We start from the raw sequence: 16,790 nt of genomic DNA, 5'->3' as shown, positions 1-16,790 counted from the left end.
TCGTAATCGGGAGAGAAGTCATGACACCAGAACTGCAAGGGGTGCAACCTGCCCTCAAATTTAATCCTCAGTTGATCGCCGCCCCCAAGAAGCAGGCGCCAAAACGGGAATCCGAACCGGAAAAGGCGAGCAAAGAGGATTTTTCAGCTATGCGTTATCCACTGGAGAAGGACGCTATCGAGTATTCGGTGGAGTTAGGGTACAACTGACAGCCAGGCTTTCCTCGATCTGTTTCTGCACGGAAGTACCTGCGGTTGCCGGTGCTTTTTTTGAACCCCGCCATATGCGGGGTTTTTTTATGCACAGGATGTGCTGTTAACAACTCATTAACAACCTCGAACAAGCTGCAACGGCTGTCTTGTCACGGGTTAACTTGCCACCAGTAGACTTATTTCCAGGCTCTGATAACAGGCTCTGGTTAAGAGTCACGGGTGCCGCCAAGCTTCTATAATTAATACAGAAGTGAATAAAGGCCTGACCCGCAGTTTTGGAGTATGACAGGTGACCCCGACAGGGGATCAGTGATTAAGCATATCTTGTGCTATCGACTGAGCTGCAAATAAACAAAGCGTATAAGCCATACCAGCGCAGCCCAAGGTCGGCACATTAGAGGAGAGCAGCATGTTTCAACCCAATAAACTCGCTCTGGCCATCTGTGGAGCGCTCGCGTTCAATAGTGGTCTGGTGCAGGCCCAGGCAGAAAAGTCCGGCGAAAATCTGGATGTTCTGCTGGAAGAAATCGTAGTCACAGGTACCCATATTAAAGGCCTGGATATGGGCGGTGCCTTGCCCGTCAGCCAGCTCGATAAAGAGGACATGGCGGTGATCGGTGCGGCCAGTACGGAGGAACTGCTGGCGGCAATTCCTCAAGTGGGCTCGGTACAGTTCAACAGCGATAATGAGGGGACTTCCTCTAACAATGTCCGCGGCGATGTGGCGTCTATGAATCTGCGCGGTCTCGGTGCGGACAGTACGCTGATTCTCGTCAATGGCCGCCGCATGGTACTTAATCCTTCTTCTTCCACCATCAACGGTGTGCCGGTGCAGTTTGTGAATACGGCGATGTTGCCGGCAATGGGTATTGATCGCGTTGAGGTACTGCGCGATGGTGCCGCAGCGATTTACGGTACCGATGCGGTCGCCGGTGTGGCCAACTATGTATTGGATACGGATTACGAAGGTTTTGAGATGCGCGTGCGCCAGGGGGGCGCCGAGGGTGAGAGTCTGGAAGAGACGTCTATCCAGCTTCATGGCGGTTTTGAGTTTAATGATGGCGCCACTAACGCAACCTTTTATCTGAGTGATTTTAATCGCTCCGGTATTACCGCTGCCGAGGTTGATTGGGCGGAGCACAGTGACTACCGCGATACCAGCCGCACGCCCAGCGCATTTATCGGTGATACCTCCCTGCGTAATCTCTCTACCTTCACCCCTTGGGGGCAGTTTAATCTGGGTAATTTCGACAGTGCCACCGGACAGTTCTCCCCCGTGGGTGTTTCCGGCATGGCTCGCTCCAGCGATGGCCGTTTTCATATTCAGCCAGAGAGTTTCAGCGGCGGTCAACCCATTGGCAACGGCTTGGATATTGACGATTCCACCCTCGACAGCAGCCTGCGTTACAACATTAACGATTTGCGCATGCTGACGGGCGATCTGGAACGCCAGCAGTTGTTTACTACGCTGACCCATGAATTGGGCGACGGTTTGGAGTTGTTCGGTGAGGCTTCTTATTACCAGTCCGATTACTCCACTTACTTCGGTCCGAACGTGATTTCCGACGTAAACCAGATGTATATTCCAAAGGATGCCTACTATAACCCCTTTGGGCCTGTGGGTAGCGTTAATCGTCTGGCCGGCCTGCCGGATACCGTGCCCGATGAAGGCTTGAATGTGAAAATTGACCGCCTGCGTCTCTACGACACAGGGCCTCGCGAAATTGAAGTGGAATCGGAATCTTACCGTTTCCTTGGTGGTATTCGTGGCGAGTTCAACGGTTGGGACTGGGAGGCAGCCAGCTTCTATTCCGAGGCGGAAGCCGAAGACAGCCAGCTGAGCGTCAGCCGCAGCCGCTTCTATGAGGCGGTATCGCGCACCACCCCCGATGCATACAATCCTTTTACCGGGGGTAATCTCGCCGATGTTGCCAATGGCGACCCCACCTCTGGTGGCGATGCCTCAGAATTTGTGGTTCACGTAAAGCGCAAAAACGAGACCCGTATCAGCGGTGTGGATTTCAAGTTCTCGCGCCCCGATCTCTTTAGTCTGAAGTCCGGTGATGTGGGTGCCGCCTTTGGTGTTGAGCAGCGTCGTGAAACCTACCTCGACGATCGCGATGATCTGCTGGATGGTACGGTGACCTTTACCAACCCACTGTCTGGCCAGTTCTTTGACAGCGATATTATGGGTGTCAGTGCCACCCCCGATAGCGAAGGCAAGCGCGAGGTTTACTCTGCCTACGGTGAGCTGGCGGTGCCACTGATCGGCGAGCATCAGAATATTCCTCTGGTTCAGCGTTTGGACGCCCAGATTGCTCTGCGCGCAGAGAACTACTCCGATGTGGATGAGGATGTGCTCAAGCCCAAGGTAGCCGTCTCCTGGCGTCCGACCGACTGGTTGCAGGTTCGCAGTGCCTGGTCCAAGGGATTCCGTGCGCCTAACCTGGAAACTCTGAATCTCTCTGTACAAGAACGTTTCAACAATAACCAGGAGGACTTCCTGCGCTGTGCCACTGGCCAGGCTGCAGGCACTTCGGAAGCGGATGTGGATGCCTGTTCCACCTCGATTATTACCCGCCGTCTGGGTAACCCCGATCTGGAGCCGGAAGATTCCGAGAACCTGACCATTGGTGTGGTGATTGAGCCCACCATGATTGAAGGCCTGACGCTGACTCTGGACTGGTGGCAGATCGAGCAGGAAGGTGTGGTCGGTCTGTTCGGCCGCGACAACCACCTGTTGCTCGACCAGGTAATGCGCTTTAACGGCAGCAGCAACCCCGATGTGGTTCGCGCCGACGTGACCGCTCAGGATCAGGCTGAGATGGACGCCTACAACGCCGCCAATGGTACCAACCTGGCCGCCGTGGGTGAGCTGCTGTATATCAACGACACCTTCACCAACTTGCAGCCACGTACCATGCAAGGTGCGGATTTAGGTGTGGTTTACCGCATCCCCGAAAACGATCTGGGTGATTTCACGGTTAAGTTTAACGCCGCCTATTTGATCAAGTGGGATCAGGAGGCCTCCTCCGAGGTTGAGTCTCTGATGCAGGCGCTGGACGCCAATCCTCTGATTACCGGCAGCGTCACCGAAGAAAGCGTTGGCAGCCAACTGCAGGATGAGTCCAAACCCCGCTGGCGCGCCAATGCCAGCCTCAACTGGCGTTTGGATCAGTGGTCCGCCGGTCTGAGCGCCCGTTACGTGGGTAAGGTGTTTGATCCGGATGTGAGAGCCGACGCAGATCCCGATAAGTTCCTGAAAATTCCGGGCTGGTTGACCTTCAATACCTATGCGGACTACAGCTTTGAAGGCGGTGCGTTGGACGAGACCCGGGTGCGTTTCGGTATCAAGAACCTGACCGACGAAGAGCCACCTCTGTTTGATAACTCCAGAGGCTACAGCTCTGAGCTGCACTCCAATCGAGGACGTTACTTCTATCTCGATGTGAAGAAAAAGTTCTAAGAGTGAAAAAAGGCGGGGGGAGACCCCCGCCTTTTTTTCACCGTTCAGGCAGGTCATCAATGCCTCTTTGTCACTCGACAATATGACCTAACGTAGGGTGGATTAGCCGAAGGCGTAATCCACCATTTATTGTATCGTCAAACAAGATTAACGGTGGATTACGCCTTCGGCTAATCCACCCTACGCAGACAACGCAGACAACGCAGACATTACAGGCAACGCCGACTACTGATGAAGGTAATCACAGTGAATCGCTCTATTTTTCTGGTTATGATGTTAACGGGAGCCCTGTTTTCCATGATGGTTCCCATGCCTGTGATCGGCGCAGTATTGCCTCCGGAATACAAAGAGTTCGTGTTTGACGACGGCGCGATAGAATTCAGCAACCGTTTCGAATCCGGTCGCCTGAACCAAGTGACCCAAACCGGGCGCAACCACTTTCTGATCACCATTGAACCGGAAAATCACCCTATCAACGACAGTCCCTGGTACGCGTTTTCAGTGGTGGCCAAAACTGAGCGTGAGATCGTACTGCGATTTCGCTACCGCCATGGCAAACACCGTTACCATCCCAAGATCAGTAACGATGGTATTCGCTGGCAAGCGGCCGATCTGCGCCACTACCAGGTTGATAAAGAGGGCGAAGCCAGACTGGCGTTAACGGTTGGTCCGGACAAACAGTGGGTAGCGGCGCAGGAGTTGACCTACTCAATGTTCGGCCTCAAACAGCTCATTGATGGCTTCAGTCAACATCAGGACATCACTCATGCCGTTTTCGGCGAAAGTGTGGAAGGGCGGCCGCTGTCGATGCTTAAGGTAGGGAGCAATAATGCTCGCCACTTTGTGTTGGTGCTGGGCAGACAACATCCGCCGGAGGTCACCGGCTCCATCGCGCAGATGGCGTTCTTACGAACACTGTCTGGCGATTCACCCCTGGCGAAACGCTTCAGACAGTCATTTACCACCTTGGCGTTTCCTCTTTTAAACCCCGATGGCGTCATGAATGGCCACTGGCGCCATAATGCCAATGGGGTGGACCTCAACCGTGACTGGTATCAGCAGTCGCAGCCGGAAATCCAGGCTGTGGCTGGAATTGTCGATCGTATCGCCGCCAATCCCGCCAACAAGATCTGGTTTGCCCTGGATTTTCACTCCACCCATCATGATATTTTCTATACCGTGGAGCGGGATCTGGCCAATGATCAATACCAAATCGTGGATCGCTGGTTAGCCCGGCTCTGGAATCAGGATATTGCGATCAAAGACCGGCCCGGGAACCTGCGACGCGGTGTTTCCAAGAGTTGGCTGCAAAAGCAATGGGGGATTCCTGCCTTGACCTATGAGGTGGGGGATGAAACCGACAGAACAACCATTGCCACTATTGGCGATCGTGCCGCCGTGGCCATGATGGAGGAATTGTTGAAGTCTATCGGAAGCGAAAAAGAGACCGCCAGGGAATCATCACTGGTGCGTTCGAACTGAGTGTACTTGCGGCCAGGTGCGGTTAAAAAGCTCAATAGAGTTTAGTCGCGATTGGAAGATTTCTCTATGACGACCATTCGCGACCAGAGCCTGATAACTCTCGCGGGCTTTTGACACAATATCGTCGGGGGTATTCAGGCTGAAAGCCATATACAATCCGCCCGATATATCATCCAGTCTCAGTACTGGCTCAATTTGATTGCAGTCGATGCCAGTGCTTTTGCACAGCGCCAATGCACCACCACCGCTGATGGGAAACAGATCGATACGATCAAGCAAGAGTTTCTTCAGATTCTGCGCATTACTGTTAACCGCTTGCAACTGTTCAAAATGGTTGTTGAGAAGAAGTTCATGGTGCGCATGATAGTTGACGACCCCGATCCGGTAGGCTCTGGCGTCTTCCAGTGTGGAAACCTGGATGTCGTCTCGGCTTTTTAATTTGAAAAAGTAGTAATTGATGGGGATCAATTGCCCCACCCAGTGAAAGTCCTTTTCTCTTCCGCGGGTTCGAGCCAGCGGATAAATCATCACGTTCTTGTCTGCACGGGCGTGATGGTAACCTCTTCGCCAGGGCATAAACTCAAGCCTGTACGGCAGTTGTGTGTCGTGCAAAACACGGTCGACAAAGCGTGTCGCCGCACCGCCTCTTGGATCACGTTCCGACTGTTCAGTAATCGGAGACTTCTCTGTGACCGCTCGAATGGTACTGCTGTTGCCAAGAGCTTGAGTCGAACCGAAGGCAATCACCAGTGATAGCAATGTTGCGCGTTTATTCATTAGCCGGATGAGTCGCTGTGACGAGTTGAGATTCTTCTATTTAACTCTGCAAAAGTCTCCTGTGCAAGCTCTACAATAGTGGCAACGTTTTTCTGCAAATGATCCAGTTCACCACGATCACAGGCATTCTCGATAAGTTCTGATCGCTCACCCAGAAGAGGAAAACCAAAGTTTGCACACAATCCCGCCAGCGCGTGAGCGTTATCTCGAATACGATTAACGTCCTTAATATCTGCGGAGGTAATTTGATCCAATCGTTGCTCGGCAGAATTTTGTGCTTCCCGATACAGGTCGGCGACTTTCTCAAGGCCCAAGGCGTCTTCGTGCTGAGACATAAGGTCAAAGTTCAGCAGTTGATTACTCGGCGTTCTTGCGGCCAGCGTCGATTGGTTTTGTTTCAACCCCAGGGTTTGTCTGAGCGCAGCCTGCAAGGTGTTATAGTTAACCGGTTTGGTGACCACCAGGTTCATGCCGGCATCCAGGCACTCTCGAATTTTTTCTTCGGAGACGTTGGCGGTAACGCCGATCACCGGCAATTCAGAGGCAGTTTCATCCCGCTGGGAGCGAAGCCGCCGGGTGGTTTCCAGTCCGTCCATCACCGGCATATGCAGATCCATCAATATGGCATCGAACTGTTGGTTCGACAAAATATCCAGCGCCTGTTGACCATCAGAGGCGAGCGCAACGCGATGACCTTCGCTTTCCAGTTGCCCCTTGGTGAGTTTCTGATTGATAGCAACATCATCGACCACGAGTAGGGACAGGGAGGGAAGTTCCGTTACTATCTCATCGGCTGATTCCTTATCCGCAGAGGATTGCGCAATACCGAAATTGAGCTCAAACCAAAAGTGGGAGCCTTGTTGCTCCTCACTATCAAAGCCGATGGTGCCCTGCTGCTGTTCCACAATCTGTTTGCAGATGGCCAGCCCCATACCGGTGCCGCCATAGCGGCGGCTAATGCTGCCATCCGCCTGGGTGAAGGGCTCGAACAGAGATGACTGAGCCTCGGGAGCCACTCCAATTCCGGTGTCCGCCACATGAAAACGCAATTGAACTGCGTCGGTATCCTGCTGCAGTACCTCCACGCGAACCTGAATTTGTCCCTGATTGGTAAATTTGATGGCATTGGAGATCAGATTCAACAACACCTGTCGAAGTTTGTCCGGATCTCCTTCAAGCAAATTGGGTACATCCGGGGAAATGTCGGCGCTGAGCAGCAGGTGTTTTTTTTCGGCGGATGGGGTCAGCAAAAAAATAATCCCGTTGATCAAGCGAGTGGGATCAAAGGCGATATTCTCGAATTCCAAATGGGTCTGTTCGTACTTGGAGTAATCCAGCACATTGTTCATCAGGGCCAGCAGAGAATTGCCCGAGTCGAGAATGGCGTGCACATATTCCCGCTGATTGGCTTTGTCACAGCTTTTTCCCAACAATTCAGCCATCCCCAAAATGCCGTTCATGGGGGTGCGTATTTCGTGGCTCATCATGGCGAGAAAGTCCGACTTTGCCTGACTGGCTTCAAGGGCCGCCTGGCGCTCCAGTTCCAGCTCTTTGTTTTTCTCGTCCAATTGGTGGGTACGAACCTCCACCAGATTCTCCAGATTGGCATTGGTCTCGACAATCTGCTGGTGCTGATCTTCGATGGTGGCGAGGTGCGAGTTAAATTCGCTGATCAGGACGCCAATTTCATCGTTACTGTGATTGGAGGGCAGGGGAATTCGTTTCTGTGAATCGCCGCTGCGGATGGTGGAGCTGGCTAACAAGATGGAACGGGTAATGGTGAAGTAAAAAACCGTGATGATGGAAATAGCGAGGATGAAGTTGCGGATAATTCCGGATAGAAACACTACCGCAGAGCGCCGGATAAAGGTCTCCGCCGTCAGTGATGGATCGATGGTGACAATCAGTTTGCCAACGCTCTGCTCGTATTCCGCGTTATTGCGGAGATCCTGTTCAATCAACTGTGGCCGACCGAACAACCAGTGGCTATCGAACGGAGTGCTTTGTTCGTCGTGACTTTCTGCACTGCCCAGCGGATTGCCAAAGTTGTCTTCAATGGTGGCTGCGATAATCGGCTGATTGCTGACCAGGCCCTGGGTGATTTGCAGCGCCGCGCTCTCGTCCAGATTGTACGCGGCATGAAACGCGGCTCGGTTGGCGGTGCTCAAAGTGTTGCGGACGGTTTCCCTGACTTCGTTCTGCTGGGAGAAGTAATCCAGATAAATCTGCGCGCTACTGAGGATCAGGCCAATGCAAAAGGCCACAATTACCGTGTTTTTCGCCTGGCGGTAGGACAGACTGTTACGCAGGGGGATTTTGATATTGGGCACGAACTCACTCCGCCGCTATTGTTAACTATAGGATAAGTCATATATGGCAGCTTGCCATCCGTGTCCAACCACTGTTAACAAGCCATTAACAAACTGCCGCAATTCCTGCCGGCTTCTTCAATTTCGATTGACCCCTCATTGCTATAGTGACGACTATCCAATCTTGTCCGAGAGTGTGAGGCCATGAAATTATCCAGCTACTGTTTAGCGCTTGTGTGTTGTCTGGCACAGGTGGTCAGCGCCAACAGCAATCCCATTATTGATCACCAGAGCATTTTTCATCCGGTGGTGGGGCGCCAGGGTATGGTGTCCTCGCAGGAGGCGCTGGCCAGCGAGGTGGGGCTGCAGATGTTGCAACAGGGCGGCAACGCCGTGGACGCAGCGGTGGCAGTGGGCTTCGCTCTGGCGGTCACACTGCCCAAGGCCGGTAATATCGGGGGTGGCGGATTTATGCTGGTGCACCTGGCCAAAGAGAACAAAACGCTGGCCATTGACTACCGTGAAATGGCACCGGCGCGCGCTCACCGCGACATGTTCCTCGATGCCGATGGCAATGTGGATAAGCATCTGGCCCGCAACAGTTTTCTATCAGCCGGTGTGCCCGGCACGGTGGCGGGTTTAATTCATGCCTTGGATAACTACGGCAGTCTGCCCCTGAAAACCGTGATCGCTCCGGCCATCAAGCTGGCGGATGAAGGCTTTGACATCAGTCATGCTCTGGCCGAGGAGCTAAAGTCCCGTCGCAAGCAGCTGTCCCGTTCTGAGGCGGGTAAGGCAATTTTTTACAAGGCCAATGGCGATGCCTATGAGGCGGGTGAGCGGTTTGTACAGAAGGACCTGGCCTGGTCCCTCAAGCAAATTGCCCGTCATGGTCGCGAGGCGTTCTACGAAGGGGAAATTGCCAAACGTTTTGTGGCCGATGCCAAGCGCCACAAGGGGCTGATCGATGCCAAGGACATGAAGGCCTATCGCATCGCGCAACGCAAACCGGTTGTGGGTAACTATCGTGGGTACAAGGTGGTGTCCATGCCTCCGCCCAGTTCCGGCGGAGTGCATGTGCTGCAGATGCTCAATATTCTGGAAGGCTATGATCTCGCCGCCATGGGCCACAACAGCGCGGATTATCTGCACGTGCTCTCTGAGGCGATGAAATACGCTTATGCCGATCGCAGTGAATATCTGGGTGATCCGGACTTTACCCCGGTGCCGGTGAAGCAGCTGTTATCGAAAGGCTATGCCGAACGCCTATTGGGCCACATTGATCTGGCCCAGGCGCGTGCCTCGGACGACATCAAGCCGGGACGGGATCTGCCCTTTGAAAGCCATGACACCACCCACTATTCGGTGGTGGATGACGAGGGCAACCTGGTGTCCAACACCTATACGCTCAATTTCAGTTATGGCTCCGGTATTGTGGTGGCGGGCACTGGTATTCTCTTGAACAACGAAATGAACGACTTTTCGGCCAAGCCGGGAACCCCCAATGCTTTTGGACTCCTCGGGGGCAAGGCCAATGCAATCCACCCGCTCAAGCGTCCCCTGAGTTCCATGACTCCGACCATTGTCTTTAAGGAAGACAAACCCTTCCTGGCCGTAGGCAGCCCGGGCGGCAGCAAGATCATCAATACCGTGTTGCAGGTGATTCTCAACGTGATTGATCACAATATGAATATCGCCGAAGCGTCTTCAGTACCGCGTATCCATCACCAGTGGTATCCCGATGTGCTTAATATCGAGCGGGGGATCAGTGCCGACACCGTCAAGCTGCTGGAGGCCAAGGGTCATAAGACACAGGTCAGCCGGGTTCTGGGCAGCACTCAATCGGTGTTGATTGACTCCGGGTTGATGTACGGTGCCTCCGACCCCAGACGCCCCGGCGCCGCCACGGTGGCCTTCTGAGCAACTCTGTCAACGGCCTCACCCAGCTCCTCGCGCTTGCGTTTGAGGCCACATAACGTCAGTTCTTCGGCGAGGGTAATTTTCAGGGTCTTTGCGCCAATGGGTTTGGTCAGTACCCGGCAGATGCCCACGTCGCGGGCTTGCTCCTGGGAGGGCGGCAGACTGGCGCCGCTTAACATAATCAGTACCGGCGAATGTCTTAACAGAGGGTGGCTGGTAATATGGGTTGCCAGCTCCAACCCGGTCATGCCCGGCATATCATGGTCCAGGATCATGGCGTCAAACTCGCTGCCCAGTTTTACCAGAGTATCGATCATGGCGAGTGCGTCCGCTCCCGAGGGCACGCAACTTACTTTCATGCCCCAGCTTTCGGCGCGCTTGGCCACCAACTTGCGGCTGGAGCTGCTGTCATCCACCACCAGCAGACGTTTATCCGCCAACAGTTGATCGTACTGGTGTTCGTGGTGTTGCAACAGGGAGTGGCGGGGCAGCACCAGATCACAGGCGAACAGCGCTTCTCCGTCGTTGAGGGTAACCGTCAGTGATCCGCCGATGTGTTCCGCCAGGGCCTTGGCAATCAGCCAATTGCGTTGCACCAGGGTGTAACTCTCCGACTCCAGGTTGGCCTGCAAGCTGATTTCGATATCCTCCGAGTGCAGGCCGCTTTGATCGTCGCGAATTTCCAGTCGCCAGCGGTTGCGTTCGCCGAGGGGGCGCAGATCCAGTCGAATGTGCCCCTGCTCGCTGTAAAACAGGGCCATTTCCAGGGTTCCTGAAAGAATCTGTTTGATTCGGGCCGGGTCACCTTTGATCAGCGTAGGCGTATGCTCTCGGGCCACATAGGTCAGGTCCACCTTGCGGTCTTCGGCTTTTACTCGCACATCCTCCAGCAAGGTGTTGAGCACATGGGAGAAATCAAAGGGCACGGTATCGAAGGCCAGACGCCCGATTTGCAGGGCGCGCCAGTCATTGAGTCGGTTGAGCCACTTCAACAGTGATTCTGCCGCCCGTCGCATGGTACGTATCTGGTCCCGTTGGGTGCGGTTAAGCGTAGTGTCCAGCAACAATTCAGCAATGCCGACAATGCCACTCAACGGCGTGCGCAGCTCGTTGTCTACCCGCTTGAGGGTGGCGTTGTACTGGCGCTTGAGCTTGATTTGCTGAGAGCGGTGGTAATGGCGACGCAATCGAACCGAGGCGCTGTCAATGTTATCGATGATTAAGGCGTAGGTGATAATCATGCCTTCGGCGATGAGACTGGCCAGCAATCCCCAGAACAGGGGCGAGGCAGATTTGGAATGACTGGACAGGCTCAACCACATGATCGACACCAATCCCATCACCACCAGCTTGGCCGTCAGCAGGTAACTGGCTTTGGGCACCTGCAGGCGGGTGAGCAATATAAGGTGGGCGATCATTAACAGCGTCCAGCCAAAGAACAGCGTGCGGGTGGCGTCGTAGGTATCGAGGGCAAACTGTTGATGTGCCACGGTAATGCCGACACTGAAACACAGAAACACCAGATTGGTGCCAGTCATCAGCCGACGCCACAACACTATGCCGGCGGGAATTGGGGCAAAGCGGTAAATAAAATAGAACTGGGCGATCAGGCTCAGCATGATCAAGGTGGTGCGGCAGGTGCCGTCAAACAGGGAGGGTGGAGAGGGCAGCGATTCTCCCCAGATCACCAGACAGGCAGCGCTGAACAGCAGCAGGTACAAGCTGTACCAAAGGTGGCGGATGTCTTTGCGAATGGCCAGTTGGCCCACGTTAATCACGATCAACATCAGCGTCGCGCCCGCCAGAGCAGCCGTGGTGACATAATCGGTAGTGGTGCCGGATACCTGATGCAGCCAGTCGTGTTCACCCAAAACACTGGGATGCGCCATAGCCGCCGGCGCCAGGGCCGCCAGCAGGGCAGTGAAAAACAGGGATGTTAACGCACGCTCCATAGTCGTACCGCCTGTTGTTAGATTTATCGGCAGAACATCAGCATTAAAGGGTCAGTGATGCTAACCCGAGCAGGCGAGGTTGTGAAGTGTATCGCGAGAATTAGAGAGGGAGGCAAACGGGACCGATGACTGGCATCGGTCCCTGCGCGATCAGCGTTTACTTTTGCTGCTCGCGAGCAATGGCGCGGAAGGCGATGTCGTTACGGAAGTAGACATCCTGCCACTGGATCTGGCGGGTCAGCTCATAAGCCTTTTGCTGGGCTTCAGTGACACTATTGCCAAGGGCGGTGGCACAGAGCACGCGGCCACCGTTGGTGACGATATTACCATCTTTGAGGGCGGTACCGGCGTGGAAGACCTTTTCGCCTTCGGTTTCCGCCTGAGGCAGACCGGAGATCACGTCACCTTTGTTGTAGCTGGCGGGGTAGCCACCGGCGGCCAGGACCACACCCACAGAGCAACGCTCATCCCATTCAGTGCTCTTGCCGGCCAGCTGGCCGTCCAGGGCCGCTTCGCACAGGTCCACCAGATCGGACTTCATGCGCAGCATAATCGGCTGGGTCTCAGGGTCGCCAAAGCGGCAGTTATACTCGATCACCTTGGGGGTGCCGTCGGCCATGATCATCAGGCCCGCATAGAGGAAGCCGGTGTAGTCATTACCCTCGGAGGCCATACCATCCACGGTGGGGGTAATCACTTCGTCCATAATGCGCTGGTGAATCTCAGCGGTTACCACCGGGGCCGGTGAGTAGGCGCCCATACCACCGGTATTGGGGCCGGAGTCGCCGTCACCCATACGTTTGTGGTCCTGGCTGGTGGCCATGGCGACCACGTTCTTGCCGTCCACCATCACAATAAAACTGGCTTCTTCACCGTCGAGGAATTCCTCGATCACCACGCGGCAACCGGCATCGCCAAAGGCATTGCCAGAGAGCATGTCGGTAACCGCCTCTTCGGCCTGCTCCAGTGTTTCCGCGACAATCACGCCCTTACCTGCAGCCAGACCGTCGGCCTTAACCACGATAGGAGCGCCTTTTTCACGCAGGTAGGCCAGGGCCGGCTCCACCTCGGTGAAGTTCTGGTACTCGGCGGTGGGGATTTTGTGGCGGGCCAGAAAATCCTTGGTGAAGGCCTTGGAGCCTTCCAGCTGGGCGGCTCCCTTGCTGGGACCAAACGCGCGCAGGCCCTGCTCGGCAAAGTAGTCCACAACGCCGTCAACCAGTGGAGCCTCAGGGCCCACAATGGTCAAACCACAGTTGTTGTCTCTTGCAAACGCGGCAAGCTTTTCAAAATCCATCACATCGATGGCAACATTTTCCAGACCCGCTTCGGTGGCGGTGCCGGCATTACCCGGTGCCACATAAACGGTCTCGACGCTGGGGTTCTGGGCAGCCTTCCAGGCCAGGGCGTGCTCGCGCCCGCCGCTGCCAATTACCAATACATTCATTTCTTTTCTCCTTATCCGCACCGACGGATCAGTGGCGGAAATGTCTCATTCCCGTAAACACCATAGTCATACCGTGTTCGTCAGCAGCGGCAATCACTTCGTCATCACGCATGGAGCCACCGGGTTGGATCACAGCGCTGATGCCGACTTTGGCGGCGTTATCGATACCGTCACGGAACGGGAAGAAAGCATCAGAAGCCATCACGGCACCCTTAACTTCCAGACCAGCATGTTCGGCTTTGATGGCGGCAATACGGGCAGAGTTAACGCGGCTCATCTGGCCGGCACCCACACCAATGGTGCGGCCGTCTTTGGCGTAGATGATGGCGTTGGACTTGACCATCTTGGCAACTTTCCAGGCAAACAGCAGTTCGTCCATTTGCTCGTCGGAAGGGGCCACCTTGGTCACCACTTTCAAGTCATCTTTGGCGACCATACCGTTGTCCTTCTCCTGGATCAGCAGGCCACCGTTAACGCGCTTGTAGTCGTAGGCGGCAGGACGCTCAGCACCCCACTCGCCACACTCCAGCAGGCGCACGTTTTTCTTGGCGGACACGGCCTCGGCCGCTTCGGCAGATACCTTGGGAGCGATAATGACTTCGGAGAACTGCTTGTCGACGATCAGCTGCGCGGTTGCGGCGTCCAGCTCACGGTTGAAGGCGATGATGCCCCCAAACGCGGATTCAGGATCGGTGGCAAAGGCCAGCTCGTAGGCGGTTTTGATGTCGGCGGCGACGGCAACACCACAGGGGTTGGCGTGCTTGACGATGACACAGGCGGGCTCGTCAAACAGCTTAACGGTTTCCAAAGCGGCGTCGGTATCGGCAACGTTGTTGAAGGACAGCTCTTTGCCCTGCAGCTGGTTGGCGGTGGAGACAGATGCCTCAGCGGCATCGGCCTCGACATAGAAGGCGGCCTTCTGATGCGGGTTTTCACCGTAGCGCATATCCTGTGCTTTAACGTACTGCACGTTGTAGGTATTGGAGAAGTCGCGGGCCTCGTTGGCGGTGTTACGTTTGCCAAAGTGGTTGGCAATCATGCCGTCGTACTGAGCGGTGTGCTCGAACGCCTGGACCATAAGGTCGTAGCGGGTTTCGTAGCTGGTGGCAGCATCGTTGGCCTGCATCTCGGCAATCACTTGATCGTAGCTGGAGGCGTTGACCACAATCGCCACATCTTTGTGATTCTTGGCCGCTGAGCGCACCATGGTGGGGCCACCGATGTCGATATTCTCGATGGCTGTGGGCAGATCACAGTTGGGATCTGCCACGGTGGCTTTAAAGGGATACAGGTTAACGACAACCATATCGATAGGTGTAATACCGTGTTCCGCCATCACTGCATCGTCGGTACCGCGACGGCCCAGAATGCCGCCGTGCACCTTGGGGTGCAGGGTCTTGACGCGGCCGTCCATCATTTCCGGGAAACCGGTGTAGTCAGAGACTTCAATGGCGGCGATACCGTTTTCCTTAAGCAGGCGGAAGGTGCCGCCTGTGGAAAGAATCTCTACGCCCTGGGCGGCCAGGGCCTGGGCAAATTCAACGATACCGGTCTTGTCAGACACGCTGATGAGTGCGCGCTGAACCTTAACGAGTTGGGTCATTACTGTGTCCGTTTTAGCTGGTTGGCTGGTGGAGGTCTAAACGACAGTGGCAGACACCGGGATTTGAAGCCAATTGCTTCACCGGGGTCTGCCACGGGTCAAAATTTCTATGGGTGCGCGCAGCTGGCGCACGCGCCTGGGTTGCTTTACAGCAGGCCGTACTGCTTGAGCTTCTTGCGTAAAGTACCGCGATTCAGTCCCAATACCTGGGCGGCTTTGGTCTGGTTGTGACGGGTGTACTTCATCACCACCTCCAGCATGGGGGCCTCAACCTCAGCCATGACCAGATCGTAGACGTCGCTTACTGACTGACCGTCCAGGTGCTTAAAGTAGTTGTCCATAGCCTGTTCAACGCAGTCGCGCAGTGACTGGTTCTGAGTTGCCGCCGGTACGGGCTCGGTGACAGGGCTGGTAAGTTCAATTGGCGCGTCGGCCATCAGCGTGTCTGCTGTGTTCATGCCGCTTTTTCCTCTTTCGTTATCAGTCGTTCGAAAAACCCCCGAACGCTGGCATGTTGCTCTGATGCTTCTTCAATCTGGTTAAAGGTCTTGCGAAATGGCTCGCTTCCGGCGAGCGTTTTCATGTACCACCCAACGTGTTTGCGGGCGATACGCACACCCATAAAATCGCCGTAAAAGCGATGCAGCTCCCCTAGGTGAGAGCTGAGGATGTGCAGGATCTCTTGGGGCGAGGGCGCCGGTAGCAGCGTCCCTGTGCGCAGAAAATGGTCAATTTCCCGAAAGATCCAAGGGCGTCCCTGGGCCGCACGACCGATCATGACTGCACTGGCGCCGGTATGCTCCAGTACTGCCCTGGCCTTGTGCGGATTGTCTATATCGCCATTGGCCAGAACCGGTATCGAGACCGCTTCGACAATGGCCGCAATGGTGTCGTATTCCGCCTCGCCCCGATAGCCACAGGCCCGGGTGCGACCGTGTACGGCCAGGGCGGCAATGCCCGCATCCTCGGCCATACGTGCAATAGTTACGCCATTGCGATGATCCGTGCTCCAGCCGGTGCGAATCTTCAGGGTGACGGGGACGTTTACCGCCGCCGTAACCGCTTGCAGAATCTCACCCACCAGAGGTTCATCCTTCAGCAGCGCTGACCCAGCTGCCTTCTTGCAGACCTTTTTCGCCGGGCAACCCATGTTGATGTCGATGATCTGGGCTCCCCTGTCAACGTTCATACGGGCGGCATCGGCCATCATCTGTGGATCGCCCCCAGCGATCTGCACGGACCTCGGCTCGGTTTCACCGGTATGGTTGAGGCGGGTTTGGGATTTGCGGCTGTTCCACAGGCGAGTATCGGACGTGACCATCTCAGAAACTACCAGCCCTGCACCCTGCTGCCGGCAAAGCTGCCGGAAGGGTCGATCAGTAACTCCCGCCATGGGAGCCAACACCACCTGATTCCCCACGTGGTATGGACCGATAGAAAACAATGTTTGCACCCCAAGTATTCGCAAGCAGAGACTGTTGCAGCCCCCGGTCTGTCATCCCTTTCTGACGCTCTGGCTTCCGTCGGAGGCGCCGAAAAAGGGGGGGCTATAATACCTGTGAAAGGCCCCAGAGTAAAAGCACAAATTGCACAGATTGCCGAAAAAATAGGCGTTGACAGCG

Annotated in this window: 11 protein-coding genes; 4 read left to right on the top strand and 7 right to left on the bottom strand. The window is 55.2% G+C overall.

Annotated features, from left to right (window positions below):
- Positions 1–20 precede the first annotated feature (20 nt).
- The 3 genes from HBA55_RS06080 to HBA55_RS06070 all read left to right on the top strand — a co-directional run bounded on the left by HBA55_RS06080 (position 21) and on the right by HBA55_RS06070 (position 5,160).
- A complete protein-coding gene (locus tag HBA55_RS06080) occupies positions 21–209 on the top strand; it encodes a hypothetical protein (RefSeq protein ID WP_166988465.1) in 189 nt (62 codons plus the stop codon).
- A gap of 412 nt (positions 210–621) precedes the next feature.
- Positions 622–3,678 carry a TonB-dependent receptor domain-containing protein gene (locus HBA55_RS06075; RefSeq protein ID WP_166988462.1) on the top strand — a complete coding sequence of 1,019 codons (3,057 nt, stop codon included), beginning with the start codon at positions 622–624 and terminating at the stop codon, positions 3,676–3,678.
- Positions 3,679–3,924: 246 nt separating this feature from the next.
- Complete coding sequence (locus HBA55_RS06070) at positions 3,925–5,160, top strand: M14-type cytosolic carboxypeptidase (protein ID WP_166988459.1); 1,236 nt, start codon at positions 3,925–3,927, stop codon at positions 5,158–5,160.
- Here the strand turns inward: HBA55_RS06070 and HBA55_RS06065 are convergent.
- Both HBA55_RS06065 and HBA55_RS37345 read right to left on the bottom strand, forming a co-directional pair.
- The gene (locus HBA55_RS06065) at positions 5,140–5,937 is read right to left on the bottom strand and encodes a substrate-binding periplasmic protein (RefSeq protein WP_166988457.1); all 798 of its coding nucleotides are present in this window, start codon (positions 5,935–5,937) and stop codon (positions 5,140–5,142) included. The genes HBA55_RS06070 and HBA55_RS06065 overlap by 21 nt on opposite strands.
- The gene (locus HBA55_RS37345) at positions 5,937–8,267 is read right to left on the bottom strand and encodes an ATP-binding protein (RefSeq protein WP_166988455.1); all 2,331 of its coding nucleotides are present in this window, start codon (positions 8,265–8,267) and stop codon (positions 5,937–5,939) included. Before HBA55_RS37345 ends, HBA55_RS06065 begins: the two co-directional genes overlap by 1 nt.
- Positions 8,268–8,450: 183 nt before the next feature.
- On the opposite strand from HBA55_RS37345, the gene ggt reads away from it, so the two are divergent.
- Positions 8,451–10,166, top strand: coding sequence for a gamma-glutamyltransferase (gene ggt, locus HBA55_RS06055; RefSeq protein WP_166988453.1), 1,716 nt, complete (start codon positions 8,451–8,453; stop codon positions 10,164–10,166).
- Here the strand turns inward: ggt and HBA55_RS06050 are convergent.
- The 5 genes from HBA55_RS06050 to dusB all read right to left on the bottom strand — a co-directional run bounded on the left by HBA55_RS06050 (position 10,085) and on the right by dusB (position 16,612).
- Positions 10,085–12,118: a response regulator gene (locus tag HBA55_RS06050; protein WP_166988451.1), complete on the bottom strand. Its 2,034-nt coding sequence runs from the start codon at positions 12,116–12,118 to the stop codon at positions 10,085–10,087. The genes ggt and HBA55_RS06050 overlap by 82 nt on opposite strands.
- Positions 12,119–12,275: 157 nt before the next feature.
- Entirely contained in the window at positions 12,276–13,565 is a 1,290-nt protein-coding gene (gene purD / locus HBA55_RS06045; protein WP_166988449.1) for a phosphoribosylamine--glycine ligase, read from the bottom strand.
- Positions 13,566–13,593: 28 nt separating this feature from the next.
- On the bottom strand, positions 13,594–15,168 hold the full coding sequence (gene purH / locus HBA55_RS06040) for a bifunctional phosphoribosylaminoimidazolecarboxamide formyltransferase/IMP cyclohydrolase (protein WP_166988447.1): 1,575 nt from the start codon (positions 15,166–15,168) through the stop codon (positions 13,594–13,596).
- A 146-nt stretch (positions 15,169–15,314) separates the two neighbouring features.
- Positions 15,315–15,626 (bottom strand): DNA-binding transcriptional regulator Fis, encoded by a 312-nt coding sequence (fis, locus tag HBA55_RS06035; protein ID WP_166988445.1) that lies wholly within the window; start codon positions 15,624–15,626, stop codon positions 15,315–15,317.
- A complete protein-coding gene (dusB, locus tag HBA55_RS06030) occupies positions 15,623–16,612 on the bottom strand; it encodes a tRNA dihydrouridine synthase DusB (RefSeq protein ID WP_166989487.1) in 990 nt (329 codons plus the stop codon). The genes fis and dusB overlap by 4 nt, the downstream gene beginning before the upstream one ends.
- Positions 16,613–16,790: the final 178 nt, after the last annotated feature.

It is taken from the genome of Pseudomaricurvus alkylphenolicus (genome assembly GCF_011683955.1).
GTDB classification, from domain to species: domain Bacteria; phylum Pseudomonadota; class Gammaproteobacteria; order Pseudomonadales; family Cellvibrionaceae; genus Pseudomaricurvus; species Pseudomaricurvus alkylphenolicus.
The sequence above is the reverse complement of the archived record's forward strand: the minus strand, read 5'-3'. Positions and strand labels throughout refer to the sequence as shown.

What these genes read in the sequence shown, in the direction of transcription:
- HBA55_RS06080 (WP_166988465.1), top strand. Translation starts at nt 21, where the DNA reads ATGACACCAGAACTGCAAGGGGTGCAACCTGCCCTCAAATTTAATCCT.
- HBA55_RS06050 (WP_166988451.1), bottom strand. Translation starts at nt 12,118, where the DNA reads ATGGAGCGTGCGTTAACATCCCTGTTTTTCACTGCCCTGCTGGCGGCC.
- ggt (WP_166988453.1), top strand. Translation starts at nt 8,451, where the DNA reads ATGAAATTATCCAGCTACTGTTTAGCGCTTGTGTGTTGTCTGGCACAG.
- purD (WP_166988449.1), bottom strand. Translation starts at nt 13,565, where the DNA reads ATGAATGTATTGGTAATTGGCAGCGGCGGGCGCGAGCACGCCCTGGCC.
- fis (WP_166988445.1), bottom strand. Translation starts at nt 15,626, where the DNA reads ATGAACACAGCAGACACGCTGATGGCCGACGCGCCAATTGAACTTACC.
- HBA55_RS06075 (WP_166988462.1), top strand. Translation starts at nt 622, where the DNA reads ATGTTTCAACCCAATAAACTCGCTCTGGCCATCTGTGGAGCGCTCGCG.
- purH (WP_166988447.1), bottom strand. Translation starts at nt 15,168, where the DNA reads ATGACCCAACTCGTTAAGGTTCAGCGCGCACTCATCAGCGTGTCTGAC.
- HBA55_RS06065 (WP_166988457.1), bottom strand. Translation starts at nt 5,937, where the DNA reads ATGAATAAACGCGCAACATTGCTATCACTGGTGATTGCCTTCGGTTCG.